We start from the raw sequence: 19994 nt of genomic DNA, 5'->3' as shown, positions 1-19994 counted from the left end.
GCCGCCGGCTCGCGCCGACGGCTTTTCGTTTTCTTCCTCGACGCCCTATCCCTGAGGACTGTCCCTGAGGACGCAGGCCTCGCTCAGCTCAATATCGGTAGTGGTCCGGCTTGTAGGGGCCCTCGACCGGCACGCCGATGTAGTCGGCCTGCTCGGCGGTGAGCGTGGTCAGCTTGACGCCGATCTTCTCGAGGTGCAGACGGGCCACTTCCTCGTCGAGCCGCTTCGGCAGACGGTAGACCTGGTTCTCGTACTCGCCCGCGTTGTTCCACAGCTCCAGCTGAGCGAGCGTCTGGTTCGTGAACGAGTTGCTCATCACGAAGCTCGGGTGGCCCGTGGCGCAACCGAGATTCACCAGACGGCCCTTCGCCAGGGTCAGGATCGAACGGCCCGTGTCCTTGAACGTGTAGCGGTCGACGGCGCCTTCCCTCTCGGTCTTGATGACGTCGCAAGTCGCCTTGCCGGCCTTGACCTGCGCCTCGAGCCAGGCGATGTCGATCTCCGTGTCGAAGTGACCGATGTTGCAGAGGATCGCGTCCTCCCGCATCTCGACCATGTGCTTGCCAAGGATGATGTCCTTGTTGCCGGTCGTCGTGACGAAGAGATTGCCCTCGGAGCAGGCCTCTTCCATCGTCGTCACTTCGAAGCCTTCCATCGCCGCCTGGAGGGCGTTGATCGGGTCGATCTCGGTGACGATCACGCGGCAGCCGTACGAGCGGAGGCTGTGGGCGCAACCCTTGCCGACGTCGCCGTAGCCGCAGACCACGGCGACCTTGCCGGCGAGCATCACGTCGGTGGCGCGCTTGACGCCGTCGGCGAGCGACTCGCGGCAACCATAGAGGTTGTCGAACTTGCTCTTGGTGGCCGAGTCGTTGACGTTGATGGCGGGGACGGCGAGGCGGCCCTTCTTGGCGAGCACCTCGAGGCGGTGGATGCCCGCGGTGGTCTCTTCCGAGAGGCCCTTAATGCCGGCCAGCAACTCGGGGAACTTGTCGTGGACCATGGCGGTCAGGTCGCCACCGTCGTCGAGGATCATGTTAAGCGGCTCGCCCGACGGGAAGGCGAAGAGCGTTTGCTCGATGCACCAGTCGAACTCCTCGTTGGTCTCGCCCTTCCAAGCGAAGACCGGGATGCCGGCCTTGGCCATCGCACAGGCGGCGCTGTCCTGCGTGCTGTAGATGTTGCAGCTCGACCAGGTGACCTCGGCGCCGAGTTCGATCAGCGTCTCGATCAAGACGGCCGTCTGGATCGTCATGTGCAGGCAACCGGCGATCCGGGCGCCCTTCAGCGGCTTGTCTTTGCCATGCTTCTCACGGAGGGCCATCAGGCCCGGCATCTCGTTCTCGGCGAGGTTGATCTCTTGGCGGCCGAATTTCGCCAGACGCTCGAACTCCTCGGGCGTGCAGTCCAAAACCTTGTAGGAGAGCTTCTCAGTTGCAGCGGTCGCCACGGGGGGACCTCCAGGGATCGGGGTGGAAGGGCGCCGGCCGTGCCGCCAGCGATTCGTCGTTAAGCCTGCGAGACTTCCGTAAGCCAGCGAAGCTTGGGTTACTCAGCAGCGACCCTAAGGAAATGGAGGCCGCTGTCAGGGTTCCGGCAAGGGTGGTGCGTCGGAGGGGGCAGCCCCACAGCATAAGGTAGACCCCCCGGGTGACTCAACCAGTCGGTTCGGGGCTTAACCGCAGAACCGAGGAGTCTTCAACGGCCCCGGAGGGCTTTCTGGGCCTCTCGGACAAAGTCCCGCACCAACTGGGGTGATTTTACCCCCGGCGACAATTCGACTCCCGACGCGGTGTCGACCCCCTCGCAGCCGGTGGTGGTGATCGCCTCCGCCACGTTTTCGGGCGTGAGCCCCCCCGCCAGGACGAGCGGCGTCCCCGACAGCAGGTGGCGTTCTGCGGCAACCCGCGGCCAGTCGAGCCGGTGGCCCGACCCGCCGTAGACGGTCGCCTCGCCCGGCGCAGTCGGGACCGACGCGTCCAAGAGAACGGCCGCCAACGGTTGGCCCGTCGCCGCACAGGCGTCGCGGTAGGCGGCGGCGGTCGCGACGCCGGCGGCGTCGATCCGGGCCGCGCGGATGACCGGCACGCCCGGCGGCATTTCGGCGACGAGTTCTGGCGGCTCATCGCCGTGCAGTTGGATGGCGCCGAGTGGGACCTGGGCCACCACCTGCGCGATCTGGGCCGCAGTCGCATTGACAAAGACGCCCACCACCAGCGGGTGGCCTGTTAAGGCAGCGACAATATTGGACGCCACCTCCGGCGTCACATAGCGGGGGCTCGCTGGGTAGAAGTTGAGCCCGATCGCATCGGCGCCCGCATCGACGGCGACCTGCGCATCGACGGCCCGAGTGACGCCGCAAACCTTAACAGTGAACATTTACACACGTGACGTAATAGGATTTATCCAACCTGCTAGCAGCGATGGCGTCGAACGCCTTGTGAGAGCCGAGTCAAGCAGAACCGCCCACATCGCCGATGGCAATGACGGTCGTCTAGCCACAACTACCGGGGCCGCTGTGCCCCGACCGCCAATCGGTGACGCCTCACCGCTCGGAGCCTTACCGCGATGTCGTCGCCCTCGCTTACGCTGACCGTTTCGCAACGCGCCTTCCCGGCGCACCCCCGAGTCGATCGCTACTTCGCCGCCGCCAGCAGCGAAGCGGCCCGCCATCGGTTGACGCAATGTGTCTTGCGGGGCGACGGACCGGCGTTGCTGCTGGGCGCCCCCGGGGTCGGCAAGACGATGCTGCTCGAGGTCCTGGCCGCCGAACTCGCCACGAAGCTCTCGGTCGTCCGCCTCGCGAGCACCCAGCTCTGCACGCGTCGCGCGCTGCTGCAAGCAATCCTCCACGGCCTCGGCGCGCCGTACCGTGACCGCGAAGAGGGCGAGCTCCGGCTCGCCTTGACCGATCTGCTGACCGACTCCACCGCGACCGGCGAAGGGGTCGCCCTCCTGGTGGACGAGGCTCAGTCCCTGCCGGTTCGCTTGCTCGAGGAATTGCGGGTGCTTTCGAACGTCGCGTCCGACGGGGCGCCGCGGGTCCGTCTGGTGCTGGTCGGGACGCACGCCCTCGACGAGGCCTTCACGGCGCCCGAGCTCGACGCTTTCAGCCAACGGATCGCCGCGCGGTGCTACCTCGAGCCGCTCAACCGCGAGGAGACGGCCAGCTACGTGCGGGCCCACATCGCCGTCGCCGGCGGTGACCCGGACCGATTGCTGGCGACCGACGTCTACGGCTCGATCACCCGCGCCAGTGACGGGCTTCCTCGCTTGGTGAACCAGGTCTGCGACCGGGCGATCGTCCTGGCGACCGAACAAGGCCGGACGGTTATCGACGCCGCGGCGATCGGCGAGGCGTGGAGCGACCTGCACCAGCTGGCGGCGCCGTGGCAGTCGCCGGCGACTTCTCGGATCGCGGCGACAACGCCCAAGGAAGAGACCGGCTCGTCGATCGAGTTCGGGGTCCTCGACGACGAGGCGCCCGCCGACGCGTTTGAGGACGATCTCCCCGAAAGCCTCCACGACAACCTTCGCACCAGCGACGGGGTCTGGAACGCCGGCGACAAGCTCCGCGACCTGCCGGCGTTGGAAGCCGAAGAAGCCGATGCGTTGGAGCCGATCGACGACGAGGACGACGACGAGCCGTGTGTCGCCTACGCGTTCCCCGGCGCCTCGACCCGCTTCGACGACGACGAAGAGGCCCTGCTGCAGGAGGCCGACGAGCTCTACGAGGAGGTCGCCGCCGCGTCGCACCGCATCGAAGCGATCCAAGGCGTCGACGAACCCGTCGCGCACAAGCCGGCGCCGCGTGACCAGCCGACCGCCCAAGCCGCATCGCCGCAGCCGTCGCTCGCCGCCGATCCCTTCGCCGAAGACTTCGATGAGGAAGAGGTCGTCCTCGACCCCTACTCAGAACTCGAGCGGGTGATCCCCGCCGCACCGGTGGTGAACAGCCGGCCGACCGACTTGGGTCGCGCCCTTGCGGCGATCGACGCCGCGGTCGATGGCTTGATGGCGGACGAGGCGTTCACCCCCGCTGCCAAACCCGCGCCGGCTCCCGTGAAGGCGGCGGTCGCCGACGCCGACGACATCCTGATCGTCGAAATCGAAGACGACGAGCAGCCGTCGGTTCGGCGAGAGGACTACGCCCAGCTCTTTGCCAAACTGCGGCAAGGTTGAGCCGATCCGTGCGGCGTGAGGCGTCCCTCGTTTGCGTGAGGTAAGGTTAGGCGCAACGTACTCCCGGACAATGTCCCCCGCGACGGTCCCCGGCCTTCCGCTTAACGTTCACCGATGCCCACGTATCTCGTCACCGGCGGCGCCGGCTTTATCGGCTCGCACATCGCCAGCGCCCTGGTGGAGCGGGGCGACCGCGTGCGTGTGCTCGACGACCTCTCGGCCGGCTTTGAGAAGAACCTCGCCCCGCTGGGCGGACAGGTGGAACTGATCCGCGGCAGCGTGACCGACGTCGACGCGGTGCGCAGAGCGGTCGAGGGGTGCGAGGTCGTCTTTCACGAGGCGGCGATCGCCAGCGTCCCGGCCAGCCTCCGCACGCCGCTCGAGTCGCACGCCGCCTGCATGACCGGCACCGTCGCCGTGCTCACCGCGGCGCGCGAAGCGGGCGTCCGCCGGGTCGTCATGGCCGCGTCGGCCGCGGCCTACGGCGACCAGCTCTCCGCCGCCAAGCGCGAGACCGATCCGCCCAAGCCGCTGTCACCTTACGCGGCGTCGAAACTTGCCAGCGAACTTTACTGCCAAGCGTTCACCGCGGCGTTCGGACTCGAGACGGTCGCGCTGCGTTACTTCAACGTCTTCGGCCCCCGGCAAGACCCGGCCAGCGAGTACTCGGCGGTGATCCCGATCTTCGTGACGAAGCTCCTCGCCGGCGAGCGGCCCGTCATCTACGGCGACGGCATGCAGTCGCGGGACTTTGTGTACGTCGAGGACGTTGTCCAAGCGAACCTGCTGGCGGCCGACGCCCCGGCCGCGTCGGGCCGCGTCATTAATGTCGCGACCGGAAGGCACACCACCCTGCTGGACCTGATCGCGGCCATCAACGCGGCGCTCGGCGCCAGCGTTGAACCGATCTTCGACCCGCCACGGGAGGGGGATATCCGCGAGAGCCTCGCCGATATCACGCTGGCCCGCACCCTGCTCGGTTACGAGCCCAAGGTGGCGTTCGCCGACGGCCTCAAGCGGTCGATCGACTACTACAAGTCGATCGCCGGCTAGCCTCGACGAGCGTTTTGGCGCCACCCATTGGCGTCGACCTTCATTGGCAGCGTCGGAATCTCTCGGGTTGCTCGACGATCATCTCGCCGATTTCTCATCCCGCTGTCCGCTGCAGAGCGGGTTGCCCCCTAGCGTCGATCGCTTCGGCGCCCGGTTTGCATTGCTCTGGGTTGCAAGTCGCCGCGGCGACCTCCTCGACAACCTCATAAGGAACTGGTGCGATGAATTGGGATCAGATCGAAGGCAAGTGGACCCAGACCAAGGGTCAAGTAAAAGAACAATGGGGCAAGCTCACCGACGACGACCTCACCACCATTGGTGGCAAACGCGACCAACTCGTGGGCAAGGTGCAAGAGCGCTACGGCGTCGCTCGCGAGGCGGCCGAGAAGCAAGTCGCCGAGTTTGAGACGTCTTGCAACTGTTAATAGACCAATGGGCCTCAGCGGCACGAGGACGGGAGAATAGAACGATGAATGTGAGCCGTATCGGCGCCGGATCGGCGCCTCCGCCGGGGCCGGACGACCCAAAGCCTAATGCTCCCTCTCCCGACTTCGTGCCGCCGCAGCCCCCTCAACCCGGCATTCCGCAGCCCGGCGACCCGCCTCAACCGGGTCCGCTGCACGACCCGCCACCGAACCGGCCCGTGCCCGATCCGCCCGGGCCGATGCGGCCTGGCTAGTTGATCGCGAGGGGGGACGCTCGACGCTGATCGGGCTACGGCCGATCATGGGACGGATGTCCGACCTCCGCACGCTCGTCGCCGTCGCCACCTACAACGAGCGCGAAAATCTGCCGTCACTCATCGACGCGATCGAAGCGGCGCTGCCGGAGGCCGATCTGTTGGTGATTGACGACAACTCGCCCGATGGCACGGGGAAGTGGGCCGACGAGCGGGCCGCCATTGACCCACGGGTCCGGGTCCTCCATCGCTCCGGTAAGCTGGGTCTCGGCACGGCGACGTTCGCCGCCATGCGGCTGGCGATCGCCGAAGGCTACGACCTCATCTGCACGCTCGACGCCGACTGGAGCCACCCCCCCGAAAAACTGCCGGAGCTGCTAGCCCTGCTACCGGTGGGGGCGACCGGGCCGTCGGTGGCGATCGGCAGCCGCTACGTCCGCGGCGGGCGGATCGTCGGCTGGCCGCTCCGACGGCGCGTTGCTAGCAAGCTGGTCAATGCGGCGGCCCGACTGCTTCTGCGTCTCCCTACGCGCGATTCGAGTGGCGCGTTCCGGGCCTATCGAGTCGAGATCCTGCGTGGATTCGACTTCGATTCGATGCGAGGCGCCGGGTACGCCTACCTCGAGGAAATCCTCTGGCGATTGAAACGGACGGGCGCCACCTTCATCGAGACGCCGATCACTTTCACAGAGCGCCGTGCCGGGGCGTCGAAGATTAACGCCGCGGAGGTTCGGAAAGCCGTTGCGCTGCTATTGCGGATCGGCCTTGTCGAGTGGACGGGAAAAAACATACCGTCCCCGTCAACCGCCTCGTCAGACGCTGCTAGCGTCTAACAACGTAGAGAGAATCCTTAATCGGCAAGGAAGCCGTGCCAGCAGATTACGTCATCGTCGGCGCCGGCCTTTTCGGCAGTGTCTTCGCCCGCCAAGCGGCCGAAGCGGGTCGCAGCGTGCTGCTCGTCGACCGTCGCCCCCACATCGCCGGCAATTGCTTCTCCGAGCGTGTCGAGGGGATCGACGTCCACCGCTACGGGCCGCATATCTTCCACACCGACAACCAGCGGGTGTGGGACTACGTCCTCCGATTCACCCGGATGAACGCCTACCGCCACCGCGGCGTGGTGCGGCATGGCGACCGGATGTTCTCGTTCCCGATCAACCTGCTGTCGCTCCACCAACTCTGGGGCGTCACGACCCCCGCCGAAGCGGTCAAGAAACTCGCCGAGGCGCGCGTCCCCATCGAGAAGCCGGCGAACCTCGAGGAGTGGGCCCTCTCGCAAGTGGGGCACGAGCTCTACGAGCTCTTCGTCCACGGCTACACGACCAAGCAATGGGGCCGTGACCCGCGGATGTTGCCGGCTTCGATCTTGCGGCGGATCCCGATCCGCCTCACGTGGGACGACCGCTACTTCAACGACCGTTTTCAGGGAATCCCCGAGGACGGTTACACGCGGCTGTTCGAGAATCTGCTCGACCACCCGTCGATCGAGATTGAGACCGGCGTCGATTTCTTCGCCCACCGTCAAGAGCTCAAAGCCGCGGGCGCCAAGCTCGTCTACTCGGGCAAGATCGACGAGTTCTTCGGTTACCGCTTTGGCGAGCTCGAATACCGCTCGCTCCGGTTCGAGACCGAGCACGTCACGGGCGACCACCAAGGCGCCGCGATCGTCAACGCCGCCGAGGCGAGCGTCCCATACACGCGGACCGTCGAGCACAAGCACTTCGCGATGCAGACGTGCGAAGCCAGTGTCATCACGCGCGAGTTCCCCCAGAAGTACACGCGCGGCGGCGAGGCGTTTTATCCGGTCCGCGACGTGAAAAACTCGGGCCTCTACGACCAGTACGCACGGCTGGCGCGCGAGACGCGCCCCGATGTCGTCTTCGGCGGCCGACTCGGGAGCTACTGCTATTACGACATGCACCAGGTGATCGCCGAGGCGTTAACCACCGCCGACCGCGAGTTGGGTCTGCCGCAAACTATACGTCGAGCCGCCTAGGTGCGTCTGTATGTCGAACTCTCGATCCGACCACGGCAACCTGGTGCTTTCATTTGTCGGTGACCAATCGGTTCACCCGACATGGCTGGGCGGATCGACGGGGCAAAACGGGGCGACGGGCCTTGAGGGGAGCGAACCACGCCGGTTCGACCTCGCGCTGGTCTACTTCGGCGACGACCCGAGCCACCGGGAGCGGCAAGAGTGCGATTTCTACCTGGCCGAGAAGGGCTTCAAGTACTGGCGGCTAAAAGAGCTGGCCGCAACGAAGCTGCGGGACTTGCTTGCCCGCTACGAGCGCGTCTGGCTGCCCGACGACGACATTGCGGCCGACACCCCGCGCATCAATCGTCTGTTTGACCTCTTCGAGAAATATCGGCTGCAGATCGCGCAGCCGGCGATCGCCGCGGGCGAGGTTTCGTACAACGCGCTGTGTGTCGACCCGCGATTCGAGGTTCGCTTCACCGGCTACGCCGAGGTGATGTGCCCGCTGTTCCGCCGCGAGGCGCTGCAGCGCTGCCTGCCGACCTTCCAAGAGTCGCGTTCGTCGTGGGGCCTCGATTGGCTCTGGGCGTCGTTGTACTCCAAGCGCGAGATCGGCGTGATCGACGCGGTGGGGGTCGAGCACACCCGCCCCCTCGCAACAGGCAGCCTCTATCAGAAGCTCGCGAAGATGGGCGTCACCCCGGGCGACGAGTTCAGGGCGATCCGCCGGCGGCATGGCATCCGGAAGCGAGGTTACCGTCGCGCCCTGCTCAACGGCACGGCGCGGGTCCGCGGGGTAACCGCCGAAGGGACCGAGATGTGGAATCGTCCGCTGCTGGAAGGATGGCTCGGTCGACGACAGGCGGCCTAGCGTGCAGGGCGGCGACTTCAACGCTCACGCCGCGTTTCGTGTCTCTGTCGCTTCATCAGCGCTTTCCACAGCCGGCGCCACTGGATCGACCCTCTTGAGCAGATTCTTGGCGCCATGCACGACGGCGCGGGCGTTCCAATACAGTCGGCCCTGATTGCGGCGGACTGCTAGCCGCGAGGCTTCTACGGGCGATGGTGGAGTCGCCTGAGTGGGGTCGGCCGCGACGGCGATCCGCCGGTACGCGTCGAGGATTTCTGGCGCCACGCCCTCGAGGAACTTCCGCTGAGTAAAGAAGGCGTAGTGCCCAAACAGCGCTTCACTACAGATGACATTCGGCCGGTTGAACCGCCGCGGCAGATCGTCCGTCACGAAAAGTTCTTCGTCGACGTCATCGCGCCAGCGGTCATCGACGAGCCCCATGTCCTCGCCCCGCCAGCAGATGGCGTTCACGCTAAAGCGGCGGACGCCGTCGAACGCGGTCTCCAAACCGCGCCAGCGGCCGATGTCGCCGGCCCGCAAGTCGGCGAGGAAGGCCCGATGGACCCGCCGCGCGAAGTGGGGATTCTTCCAACCCACCTCGTCCATGCAGTCCTGCCCCACCACGCCCCACGACGTGGGGAGCACGCCCGCTTGTTGGTAGAAATGGCTGCAGATCGCGTTATTGACGATCAACCCCAAGACCAAGAACGGCTCGCGGTCGGCGACGCGACGCTCGTAGAGCCGCTGGATGGCCCCGTCGTCGATGTAACAGATGTCGTCGTCGAGGCGGACGTAAACCGTCTCCGCCTCGTCGCAGCTTCGCATGTAGCGCCAGATCTGTTCGCCGATGCGGAGTTGCGGGTCGATCGGCTCGACCACGAGACGAAAGAAGTCGGGGTACTGATCAACCAGACCGTGCAGGTACGCCAGGTCTTGCGGGTTGCGTGTGTTGACCCACCAGCGGTGCTCGGCGATCACATCGCGGCTACGGAGCAGGTAGGGGACCAGCGCCTCGAGGTAGCGGCGCCTTCCGGCGGGCGTGACGGTGACAAGTCGCATCGGGGCTCTCCATCGAGTGCCGTGGTTGGCGCCGGCAGCGACAGCATGCCCATCGCGGCGTGAGTCCATGTTTGGCGATTTTTAGCGGGCCTGGCGGCGCGGGCCCAGACCAATCGGCGCCACCGCTACCAGAGGCGCGACCGAACTTCGCCGCTTGCTGGGCGGGGGTGTGTCCTGCCGCATTATCCGGACTCGCTCGGGGCATGACCTAGCGTTGCAAAGACTTTTCAACCGCTGTGCACATCGGGCTCTCGGTTAGCCCTCCTTTCCGTCACGAGTAGTTCGTCATGAGCAAGCAACGAATCGGCATTCTCACGTCGGGTGGCGACTGCCCCGGCCTCAACGCGGTGATCCGTGGCGCTGTGAAGGCGTCGCACCAGATGGGCTACGACTGCGTCGGCTTCCTGAAAGGGTACGAGGGGCTCTACGACCCCGTTCAGTACGTCCACCTGACGCCGAGCAGCACCCGTGGCATCCTCAACCAGGGCGGCACGATCCTCGGCTCCACGAACAAAGGCCGCTTCGCCGCCACCGTCGGCGTACAGGACCGGCAAGAGATCGAGCCCCACCTGATCGAAGGCGTCAAGCAGACGATCGAACAACTCGGCATCACCGGGCTGATCTGTGTCGGCGGCGACGGCTCGCTCGCCGTGGCGCAGCAGTTCCACGAGCAGGGCATCCCGGTCGTCGGCGTTCCCAAAACAATCGACAACGACCTCTCGGCGACCGCCTTCACCTTCGGGTTCGACAGCGCCATCGAGTGCGCGACCGACGCCCTCGACCGATTGCACACCACCGCCGCGAGCCATGAACGGATCATGGTCCTCGAGGTCATGGGCCGCCACGCCGGCTGGATAGCGCTGCACTCCGGCATCGCCGGCGGCGGTGACGTGATCCTGCTCCCCGAGATCAAGTGGAATTGGGACCACGTCTGCCACAAGATCATGCACCGCGAGAGCCTCGGCAAGAAGTTCACGCTGGTGGTGGTCGCCGAAGGCGCCCACCTGCCAGATGGCGGGATGGTCGGCGAGCAGCGCAATGGCCAGCAGATGAAACTCGGTGGCGTCGGCCGCGCCGTCACCGACGAGATCGAACGCCGCCTCCACCGCGAGACGCGCCTGAGCGTCTTGGGCCACCTGCAACGGGGCGGTAAGCCGACCACGTTCGACCGCGTCCTCGCCACGCAGTTTGGCGCCCACGCGGTCCGTCTGGTGCACGAACGCCGCTTCGGCGAGATGATCTGCAGCCAGCCGCCCGACATGAACAGCGTGCCGATCATGGAGGCGGTCAACGTCCTCCGGCAGGTCAACCCCGATGGCCCCGCGGTCCAGGCCGCCCGCGCGCTGGGCATCAGCTTCGGCGACCGCCCGGCCGACGAGATCGGCCAGAACGTCTTCGAATGCCGCCAGCCCGCAGCGGCGATTTGCGAGGAGCCGGCGTCGGAAGAAGTCACCGAACGCGCTCCGACCGAACCCGCTCCCGTGGAGATCGCCCCGGTCGTCGCGTCCAGCGCTGCGGCCGTCGAGATCGCCCCACAAGTCACGGCGGAAGTCGATACCGACGACTCCTCCGAACAACTGACGAACCAAGCCGAACCAGATACGGAAGAGCAGAGCGTTCTTCCCGAGGCTGCCGTCACCCCGGCGCCCGTCGAACAGACCGAGACGCCTGTCGAAGAATCCACGACGCCTGCGGAAGAGCTCGGCGAAGTTGAGGCGGAAGCCGGAGTCACCAAAGAAGACGAATTGGTGGCCGAAGTCACCGCTGACGCCGAGGCGGACGCCGAGGACTTGGTCGCGGCGCCTAGCGCCGTCGCCGAATTCAAAGCCGAGCCGACCGACGCGTTCGAAGTGACCGCCGAAACGACCGCCGAGGCGAGCGATGAAGACGCCGCCGCCGAGGAGATTGCCGAGTCGGTGCTCGAAATGGTGGCGGACGCCGACGAGTTGATCCACGGCGCCGTGGAACTGCCCGAGACGGACGAAGCCGACGCCGACACCGCCACCGACACAATCAAGGAGGCCGACGCCACGCCGTCGGTCCTTGAGACCGACATCGAAGCGGTCGCCGCGGCGGCGTTGTCGCTCGATCCAGACGATGCGGCTTCGCCCGCCGAGGAGGACCAGCAGGCGGAGCCGACCAACGCCGAGACCGAGCCGTCCGCGCCCGCGAAGCAACCCGAGCCCGATTTCTCGGCGGCCCAGGCGATCTTGGCCGAGCGTATCGCCGCGGCCGCGAAGGCCAAGCGGGACGAGGCGCCCGAAGACGCGGTGGTCGAGCCGGCCGTCTCCGAGCTCTCGGTCGCCGACATGGTCAAGCAAAAGCTCGCGGCAGCGACGGCTGAAATGTCTAAGCCCGCCGCCTCGCCTCTCGACGACCCGCACGGCGAGGACTTGGTCTCTGAGGCGCGCTCGGCACTGGAAGAAGCGCTGGCTGAGTGAACTGAGCCGAGTGAACTGAGCCGAGTGAACTGACAAGCTACGCAATCCGTGGGAAAGGGCGGCGCGCCAAGACGCGTCGCCCTTTTTCCTGCGCGAATCGGCAAACGGAGACCTGACCCGCGTCGGTGGTCCCCGAGCCGGGCGGGTTGGCGTCGGTCCCCGGGCCGGCGACGATAGGGGCGATCCGCCCGCCGTACTCGACCGCTCAAGGGTCGGCGGCGGGCCGCCCCCGATGAGCCGCCGCCATGCAGTACCGCCGCTTTGGACGCACCGACCTCTCGATGCCGGTCTTTAGTTGCGGCGGGATGCGCTACCAGCAGACCTGGGACGACGCCGCGCTCGACGTCGTCGAGAAAGAGAACCAGCGCAACTTGCGGGCTACGATCGACCGCGCCATGGAGCTCGGCGTCACCCACATCGAAACGGCCCGCGGTTACGGCACCAGCGAGCGGCAGCTAGGGCTGGTCCTGCCCGAGTTGCGTGAAAAACGCCCCGTAGCGGCGCAGGGGGGCCCCGAGGGGCTGATCGTTCAGACAAAGATCGCCCCCCACAAAGACCCCAAGGAGTTCCGCCGCCAGGTGCTCGACTCGCTCGAGCGGCTGCGGATGGACCGCGTCGACCTGCTCGGCCTGCACGGCATCAACACGCACGAGATCCTCTGGCACGCGGTGCGGCCGGGCGGGTGTCTCGAAGTGGCCCGCCAGCTGCAGAAGGAGGGCCGCTGCGGGCACGTCGGCTTCTCGACGCACGGTTCGACCGACCTGATCGTCGACGCGGTGACGTGCGAGTTGGCGGGCGGCTTTGACTACGTGAACCTCCATTGGTACTACATCAATCAATGGAACTGGCCCGCGGTCGAAGCGGCGACGAAGCACGACGTCGGCGTCTTCATCATTTCGCCCAATGATAAGGGGGGCATGCTCTACAAGCCGCCGGCGAAGCTCGTCGAGCTCTGCGAGCCGCTGCACCCGATCGTCTTCAACAGCCTCTTCTGCTTGCAGCGGCCCGAGGTGCACACGCTCAGCCTCGGCGCTTCGCAGCCGAGCGACTTTGACCTGCAGATGTCGGCGCTGCCGCTGCTCGAGCGCCTCGACGAGGTGCTGCCGCCGATCCTCGCGCGGCTACGGCAGGCGATGGTCGAGGCGGTTGGCGAGGACGCGGCCGACCGCTTCCGCGAAGGCCTCCCGGCTTGGGACGATGGCGACAACGCCGGCTATATCAACGCGCCCATCGTGCTCTGGCTGCGGCACCTGGCGCTCGCCTACGACCTCACCGAGTACGGCAAGATGCGCTACAACCTGCTCGGGAACGGCGGGCACTGGTTCTCGGGGCTCGGCGCGGCGCACCTCGACACGATGACCGCCGAGCGTTTGGAGAAGGCGTACAAGAAATCGCCGTTCGCCGACCAAATCGTCGACTGGCTACGCGACGCGCACCTGATGCTTGGCGGCGCCGAGGTCGAGCGACTCGGACGCGACTGATTCATCAACCGTGGGGACCGGGTCATCACCTTTCGGGGGGGCTGGGAATAACCACACCGCTCTGCCGCGAAGACTCGGACAAGCCCGCCCCCGCCCCGAGAAAAGGGAGACCGCCATGCGACGTCTCGTTCGAGTGCTCTGCGTTTCGTGCTTGCCCGCATTGCTGCTAGCGAATGCCGCGCTCGGGGCAAGCACAGGGGGCGACCTCACCGCCGATCAGTGGCACGCCAAAGCGATCGAGGCGACGCTGGCCGGTGACTCGGAAGCTAGGCAAGCTGCGCTGAATGCGGCGGTCAAGGCCGACCCCGATCACGAGCCGTCGCGGGGCGAGCGGGGCGAGGTCTTTACCGACGGGCAGTGGGTGACGGCCCACTACGCCCAGTACCTGGCGGCCGACAATCCTGACCGGCAGGAATACGAAGAGCGCCGGGCCGCACTGACGGACACCCCCGCGGCGCACGCCCGCCTCGCCAAGTGGTGCGACCGGGTCGGCCTGAGCGAAGAGGCCCGCCCGCATTGGCTAGCGGTGCTGCACGCCGACCCCGATAACGCCGCGGCGCTATCGGCCCTCGACTCGGTATGGCGTGGCGGGCGGCTGGTTGACGGGGTGGTCGCTCGCGAAGCGGACAATCGTGTCGCCTTTGCTCGACGAGCCGAGAAAGCTTGGGAATCGCGGTTGCGGCGACTCGAGCGAGGCCGGGGGGGCGTCGAGGATGCGGCGCTCGCAGCGTTCCGCGCTGAAGTCGATGAGCATGCCGCCCTGCCGGTCGAGCGGCGCATCGCGGCGATGGGCGTCCGCAACGACGTCTCGTCTCGTCGCCAGCGCGCGATCGCGGAGTCGTACATCGAAGCGTCGATCGACCTCCCCTCCCCCAGCATCACCGCGTCGTTGTGCCGGATTGCCACCAACGCCGCGGACAAAAAAATCGCCTCCCTCGCAACCGAGGCGCTTGAGAGCCGAGAGAAGTTCGACGTTATGCCGCTCTTGCTAAAGAACCTTCGAGCCCCCATCGAAAGCGAGTATCAAGTTTCGTCGTTGAGCACCGGAGGCATCGCCTACGAGCACCGCCTGTACGCGGAAGGGAGCGAAGTGGACCAGGAAGTGAATCGCCAGCATCTGGTGCGGCTGTCGATGGACGGGGTCCGCCAGCTTCCCAGCATTGATCAACAGGTCGACGTGCTACTCAACGCCCGGATCGACCTGCTTCGTTCGCAGCAAGCCTTCGCCGCCGAAGCGCAGTCCGTTGAGTCACAGGTCGCCGCTTACAACAAGGCAGCCGAAGCAACCAACGGACGGGTGATCGAGACGCTCCAACAGGTAACAGGCGAGAATCTCGGCGATCAACCGCGCCGGTGGTGGGACTACTGGCAACGGTACAGCGGCTATGACGTGCCGTACGAGCGTCCTGTCGCGCAGACGTACGACCGCACGGAATCCGCGGTTACTCCCTTGCCGCCTCCTCCCGCCCCCCGATGCGAGTGCTTCGTCGCCGGTACGCCCGTCTGGACCCGTGACGGCAAGCAGGCGATCGAAACGCTCCAGCCGGGCGACCTTGTGATGGCGCGGGATCCGCACCGGGGCAGTCTCGTTTACCGCACGGTCATCGACACCACGGTCCGTGAGCCGAGTCCCATGGTCGAAGTCGTCGCCGGTGACCAGACGATCCAAACAACCGTCGGGCACCCGTTCTGGGTCGTTGGCCGGGGGTGGCGGATGGCGAAGCAGCTCGCCGAAGGGGACGTCCTCAGCACGGTCAATGGGCCCGCCACCGTGACCGGAGTTAACGACTACCCGAGCAGCGAGGCGTTCAACCTCGTCGTCGAGGGCGCAGCGAACTACTACGTCGGCGAGCAAGGCGTGCTGGTGCACGACAACACGCCGCGGCTGCCGGCCGTGGGCCTTGTGGCGAGGCGCTAGCCGGCGTCGCTTCAGGCGGCCCGGCGGATCGGAGCCGTGTCGCGGGGAACCACTTCGCGGGGCCCCACGTAGCCGGCGATTGGCTCGGCGGCGTTGCTCGCCTCAATCGCGGCGTCTTCGAACCCGGCCATGCCGGCGTGTCGGCGCGTGTCACGCAGCACCATCCACCAAGCGCCGGATGCGAGCACCGCCGTCATGACGGCGCCCGAGGTCGCCCACCAAAAGGCGCCGACGGCGACTTCGCCCCACGCCCCGCAGGCCGTGAAGATGTAGGTCGAGCCGACCAGCGTCGTGCCGAGGACGACGCCGGCGGTGAGCCGCGTAGCGATTTCCATCCGCCTTCTCCAGGTTGAGGGAGAAGACGCCGTGGGGAGCCGATCGGAGGTGCGTACGCGAGGCGTCGGGAGTGCACAACGCCGCCTGATGTCGCTGCCGGTACGCGTCACGGGCGACGCGCCGCCCGGCTGCGACGCCGGAACTTAGGAGCCGGGCGGATCACTCGCAAGGGCGACCGGCGCCAGCGTTGCAGCGTGCTCTAGGAGCGGCTCTTCCGCGATCGGGACTTGGGCTTTTCCGCCGCCGACTTCTCCGCCGCCGCGCCGTTCTTCGAGTCGGCCTGTTTCGCTGGCTTGGGATCGGGTGTCGGCGTCTCTTCCACCTCGTCGTCGGGCTCAAGCTCTTCGACGTAGTAGCGGACGGGCGTTTGACCCTCGGCGGCGTGCATCAGGTCGGCCTGGCTGCGGTGCCGTGCGTCGTTCCCGGTCGGCCGGGCCCGGGTGTAGTTGCCGGTCGACTCCAGAACGCGGGCGCGGCAGTTGTCGTGGAGATAAACCGGCAGGATCTCTTCGACGATCCGCTTCTTTAGCGCGTCGGCCTCGATCGGGAACATCACCTCGACGCGGCGTTCGAAGTTGCGCGGCATCCAGTCGGCGCTGGAGAGGAACACCTGCTGTCGCGAACCGGCGCCAAACACCAGGATGCGGCTGTGCTCGAGGAATCGGTCGACGATGCTCCGCACGCGGATGTTCTCCGAGACGCCCGACAGGCCCGGCTTGAGGCAGCAGACGCCGCGGATCACAAGGTCGATCGGCACGCCGGCGTTCGACGCGTCGTAGAGGGCCTCGATGACGCCACGGTCGACCAACGAGTTGAGCTTGGCGAAGACCCACGCCTTCTTGCCCCGCCGCGCGCGGTCGGCCTGCTCGGCGATCAGTTCGATCGTGCGGTCGTGCAGGTCTTGCGGCGCGACGACCAGCTTCTGCCACAGGTTGTGCTGGGCGTAGCCGGTCAGGAAGTTGAACAGGGCCGAGACCTCGTCGGTGAGAGTCTCGTCGGCGGTGAACAGGCCGACGTCGGTGTAGAGCCGCGCCGTGCTCGGGTTGTAGTTGCCGGTGCCGAGGTGGGCGTAGCGACGGACGTTGTCCCCCTCCTGCCGGACGACCAGAGCGAGCTTGCAGTGCGTCTTGAGGTCCATGAAGCCAAAGACCACGTGGACGCCGGCGCGCTCGAGGCTCCGCGCCCAAGAGATGTTTGCTTGTTCGTCGAAGCGGGCTTTCAATTCCACCAGCGCCGTGACGTGCTTGCCCGCCTCGGCCGCCTCGATCAGCGAGTTGATGATGGGGCTGTCGCCGCTCGTGCGGTAGAGCGTCTGCTTGATCGCCAGCACGTTCGGGTCGCGGGCCGCTTGCGAGATGAACCGCACCACCGGCCGGAACGAGTCGAACGGGTGGTGCAGCAGCACGTCGCCGCGGCTGATCTCGCGGAACAGGTCTTTCTCATCGGTCAGCTGCGGCGGGATCCGCGGCGTGAACCGCGGGTCCTGAAGGTCTTCACGGCCCACCAAATCGGTGAGCGTCATCAGCGACGTGAGATCGAGCGGCCCGTCGATCCGGTAGACCTCGCTGTAGGGGGGCGGATCGGCGCCCTCGGGGGCGTCGCGGAGCCCCTCTTCGGTGACGATCATCGCCAGCAGTTCGTCGTCGAGATCGCTCGACGCCTCGACGCGCACCGCCTCGCTACGCTGGCGTTGGCGGAGACGCGACTCGATCGCGCGGAGCATGTCGTCGCCCTCCTCGTCGAGGAGGTCGTAGTCCATGTCGCGGGTGACACGGAACGCGCCGCTCGTGAGCACCTCGTAGCCGCCAAACACCTCGGGGAGCCGCTTGGCGACGACCTCTTCGACGAGCAAGAAGTCGCTCTTCTGGCCCGGCTCGGTGGGGACGAAGCGCGGCGTCATCTGCGGCAGCTGCACCACGGCGAACATCCGCGCCGGTCCGATCCCCTTTAGGCGGCGGAGCTTAACGGCGAGGTAGAGCCCGCGGTTGTGGAACCGGGGGCTCGGGTGGCTGGGGTCGATCGCCATCGGCGTCAACACCGGCAGCACGCGCTGGCGGAAGTAGCCGTCGACCGTCTTCCGCTGATCGATCGAGAGGTCACTCTCGGAGAGGATCCGGACGCCCGCTTCGGAAAGGGCGGGGCGCACCGAGTGGTTCCAGCAGTCGTATTCGCGGGCGACCAGTTCACGCGTCTTGGCGGCGATCCGCTCGAGCTGGGCGGTCGCCGACAGGCCATCGATGGGCGGGTCCTGCGGCGCCATGGCGCCGAACGCCTGCTCGCGGAGGCCCGCGACGCGGACCATGAAGAACTCGTCGAGGTTCGACGAAAAGATCGACAAGAACTTGGCCCGCTCGAGCAGCGGCGTCGACTCGTCCTGCGCCTCCTCCAACACCCGCGCGTTGAACTCCAGCCAACTCAACTCACGGTTGAGGAAGTGCTCGGGCTGGTACGGGGGAACGGACATCGGACGGCCGGGCCGGAGAATATCGGCTGCCGACGCCGGCGGGGGCGTTCGGGCAGGTTGGGGGATTTGCGCCCATTGTGCCGGCAAGAGGGCCGGTTCTGCAAATGGGCGCCGCGGCGACGCCCCGCCGAACGGGCGTTTACCGGTGAAATGTACTCCCCTGCCCGCGTCGCGGCCGCGAAAAGCGACGAAGCGGAGCCCGCCAACCTAGGAATTTGACCGGCGATTAGGATCAAAACGACCACTGCGGTCCGACCGGCTCCTCGAAATGCCCCTCGGACGGCGCCGCGAAATCCCACCACCTCTGCCGCGAGCCAAGCAGGCGATTTCTCAGTCGCGTCAGGGAGTAACCAAGACCAAACGCCTACGCTGCTGTGACACGATGTCTGCTGCGACACTGGAAAACGTCGAACCTTGCGTTCCAACTACTTGCTTGCACTTCGAAAGCGCAACCAGGTCGCGGACACACTCCAATGTGGTCTGCACTTTTGAATCATCCGATCCACGGTAGTGTAGGGGTTGGCCATCCGCGTAGGTGCGATCCAAGGGGACCATGCGATCGCCAAAGGCCAGGACAGCTTGGTCCGCCAGCGCCGAATCATCGGTACAGACCAGAACAGGGCACGACGAATCGATCCGATTGACTGCCTCGACAAACTTGTCCACGCGTACATTCGAGTGCAGATCCGTGCCACGCATATGGACGCCGATCGCGTCATCAAGTTGGGGCAGGCCATCGGAGAGTTCTCTCACACGTGCCGACCAAGCGAGATGCTTGTGAAAAACCCGACGCGCAGAAGGCGTGATCCCGAGCGAGGCAAGCGATCGTCGATCAAAGAAGTACCCGCCGTACACATAACTATCAGCGATCTTTCTCGATAAGGCTATCTCGGTGATATCGGTAACAACACTATCCCAGGAGACCTGCAGCTGCTCCGTGAGCTCGTACCCCGACCATTCGAGCCGGCCGTCCCAAACCTCTTTGTAGACGCTCCCAGCCGGCATTTCCTCGAGTCGGTCGAAACCATGCGTTTCGAACAACATGTCAAAAGCGTTGTAAGTACCGTCAGAGTAGTACTGATCGGTCCAATCGATGTGCACGGGAAAGCGGAACGCCTTCGCTACGGAAATCGCCGTCAACGCCCCCAGCAAGCGATTGCCGAGCCCGCCTCGACCCTTAACAATCACGTTTCGGATTCGCCCCGAATTCGTTGGGTTTAGGCGAATTCCAATCGCACTGATCAAACTCTTGGCCGTGCTAATCGATGCGTTTAATCCACGATTCGATTCGGATCGCATAAAGGACAGGCTCAGGCTGAGAATTGATGTCGGCTTATCGCGTGGGCTCAAAAGCTCTGGAAGAACGCTCGGGGTCCGTCGCCCCCTGTGCACACGGAGGGTCTTAGAGTCGGGCGCTGCTGAACTCCCCAAGCTAGCTGCGAGTGGCTGCGGCGGTTGAAGAACGATCGACCACAAATAGTCTAATCACCGGGTTGCCCCCGGGCTGAAACGCCGGACGGATAACGCCAAGTCGTGCGCCATCTGCTTGTAGG

The 19994-nt window shown here is 66.1% G+C and carries 15 protein-coding genes; 9 read left to right on the top strand and 6 right to left on the bottom strand.

Annotated features, from left to right (window positions below; translation table 11 throughout):
• Positions 1–88: 88 nt before the first annotated feature.
• Together ahcY and Pla108_RS16950 are read right to left on the bottom strand one after the other, a co-directional pair.
• Positions 89–1450, bottom strand: coding sequence for an adenosylhomocysteinase (gene ahcY, locus Pla108_RS16955; RefSeq protein ID WP_146446157.1), 1362 nt, complete (start codon positions 1448–1450; stop codon positions 89–91).
• 248 nt (positions 1451–1698) lie between these two features.
• Positions 1699–2379: a phosphoribosylanthranilate isomerase gene (locus tag Pla108_RS16950; protein ID WP_146446156.1), complete on the bottom strand. Its 681-nt coding sequence runs from the start codon at positions 2377–2379 to the stop codon at positions 1699–1701.
• A gap of 189 nt (positions 2380–2568) precedes the next feature.
• On the opposite strand from Pla108_RS16950, the gene Pla108_RS16945 reads away from it, so the two are divergent.
• The 6 genes from Pla108_RS16945 to Pla108_RS16920 all read left to right on the top strand — a co-directional run bounded on the left by Pla108_RS16945 (position 2569) and on the right by Pla108_RS16920 (position 8763).
• Complete coding sequence (locus tag Pla108_RS16945; RefSeq protein ID WP_146446155.1) at positions 2569–4182, top strand: ExeA family protein; 1614 nt, start codon at positions 2569–2571, stop codon at positions 4180–4182.
• A gap of 114 nt (positions 4183–4296) precedes the next feature.
• Positions 4297–5235, top strand: a complete 939-nt coding sequence (locus Pla108_RS16940) for an SDR family oxidoreductase (protein WP_146446154.1) — start codon at positions 4297–4299, stop codon at positions 5233–5235.
• Positions 5236–5456: 221 nt separating this feature from the next.
• Positions 5457–5660 carry a CsbD family protein gene (locus tag Pla108_RS16935; RefSeq protein ID WP_146446153.1) on the top strand — a complete coding sequence of 68 codons (204 nt, stop codon included), beginning with the start codon at positions 5457–5459 and terminating at the stop codon, positions 5658–5660.
• A gap of 310 nt (positions 5661–5970) precedes the next feature.
• A complete protein-coding gene (locus tag Pla108_RS16930; protein WP_146446152.1) occupies positions 5971–6747 on the top strand; it encodes a polyprenol monophosphomannose synthase in 777 nt (258 codons plus the stop codon).
• Positions 6748–6782: 35 nt separating this feature from the next.
• Complete coding sequence (gene glf / locus Pla108_RS16925; protein ID WP_146446151.1) at positions 6783–7910, top strand: UDP-galactopyranose mutase; 1128 nt, start codon at positions 6783–6785, stop codon at positions 7908–7910.
• A gap of 10 nt (positions 7911–7920) precedes the next feature.
• Positions 7921–8763, top strand: coding sequence for a hypothetical protein (locus Pla108_RS16920; RefSeq protein WP_146446150.1), 843 nt, complete (start codon positions 7921–7923; stop codon positions 8761–8763).
• A 24-nt stretch (positions 8764–8787) separates the two neighbouring features.
• Here the strand turns inward: Pla108_RS16920 and Pla108_RS16915 are convergent, their stop codons facing one another.
• On the bottom strand, positions 8788–9801 hold the full coding sequence (locus Pla108_RS16915) for a hypothetical protein (protein WP_146446149.1): 1014 nt from the start codon (positions 9799–9801) through the stop codon (positions 8788–8790).
• A gap of 287 nt (positions 9802–10088) precedes the next feature.
• Here Pla108_RS16915 and Pla108_RS21050 point away from each other — a divergent pair, with 287 nt between their 5' ends.
• The 3 genes from Pla108_RS21050 (at position 10089) to Pla108_RS16900 (ending at position 15641) form a co-directional block, all read left to right on the top strand.
• On the top strand, positions 10089–12242 hold the full coding sequence (locus Pla108_RS21050; protein ID WP_197526648.1) for an ATP-dependent 6-phosphofructokinase: 2154 nt from the start codon (positions 10089–10091) through the stop codon (positions 12240–12242).
• A gap of 245 nt (positions 12243–12487) precedes the next feature.
• Complete coding sequence (locus tag Pla108_RS16905) at positions 12488–13723, top strand: aldo/keto reductase (RefSeq protein WP_146446148.1); 1236 nt, start codon at positions 12488–12490, stop codon at positions 13721–13723.
• A 115-nt stretch (positions 13724–13838) separates the two neighbouring features.
• A complete protein-coding gene (locus tag Pla108_RS16900) occupies positions 13839–15641 on the top strand; it encodes a polymorphic toxin-type HINT domain-containing protein (protein ID WP_146446147.1) in 1803 nt (600 codons plus the stop codon).
• An 11-nt stretch (positions 15642–15652) separates the two neighbouring features.
• Here Pla108_RS16900 and Pla108_RS16895 read toward each other — a convergent pair whose 3' ends face one another.
• The 3 genes from Pla108_RS16895 to Pla108_RS16885 form a co-directional block, all read right to left on the bottom strand.
• Positions 15653–15976, bottom strand: coding sequence for a hypothetical protein (locus tag Pla108_RS16895; protein WP_146446146.1), 324 nt, complete (start codon positions 15974–15976; stop codon positions 15653–15655).
• A gap of 200 nt (positions 15977–16176) precedes the next feature.
• A complete protein-coding gene (gene ppk1, locus Pla108_RS16890; RefSeq protein ID WP_146446145.1) occupies positions 16177–18441 on the bottom strand; it encodes a polyphosphate kinase 1 in 2265 nt (754 codons plus the stop codon).
• Positions 18442–18780: 339 nt separating this feature from the next.
• The gene (locus tag Pla108_RS16885) at positions 18781–19629 is read right to left on the bottom strand and encodes a hypothetical protein (RefSeq protein WP_146446144.1); all 849 of its coding nucleotides are present in this window, start codon (positions 19627–19629) and stop codon (positions 18781–18783) included.
• Positions 19630–19994: the final 365 nt, after the last annotated feature.

This window comes from Botrimarina colliarenosi, assembly GCF_007859955.1.
Taxonomy (GTDB): Bacteria; Planctomycetota; Planctomycetia; order Pirellulales; family Lacipirellulaceae; genus Botrimarina; species Botrimarina colliarenosi.
The sequence above is the reverse complement of the archived record's forward strand: the minus strand, read 5'-3'. Positions and strand labels throughout refer to the sequence as shown.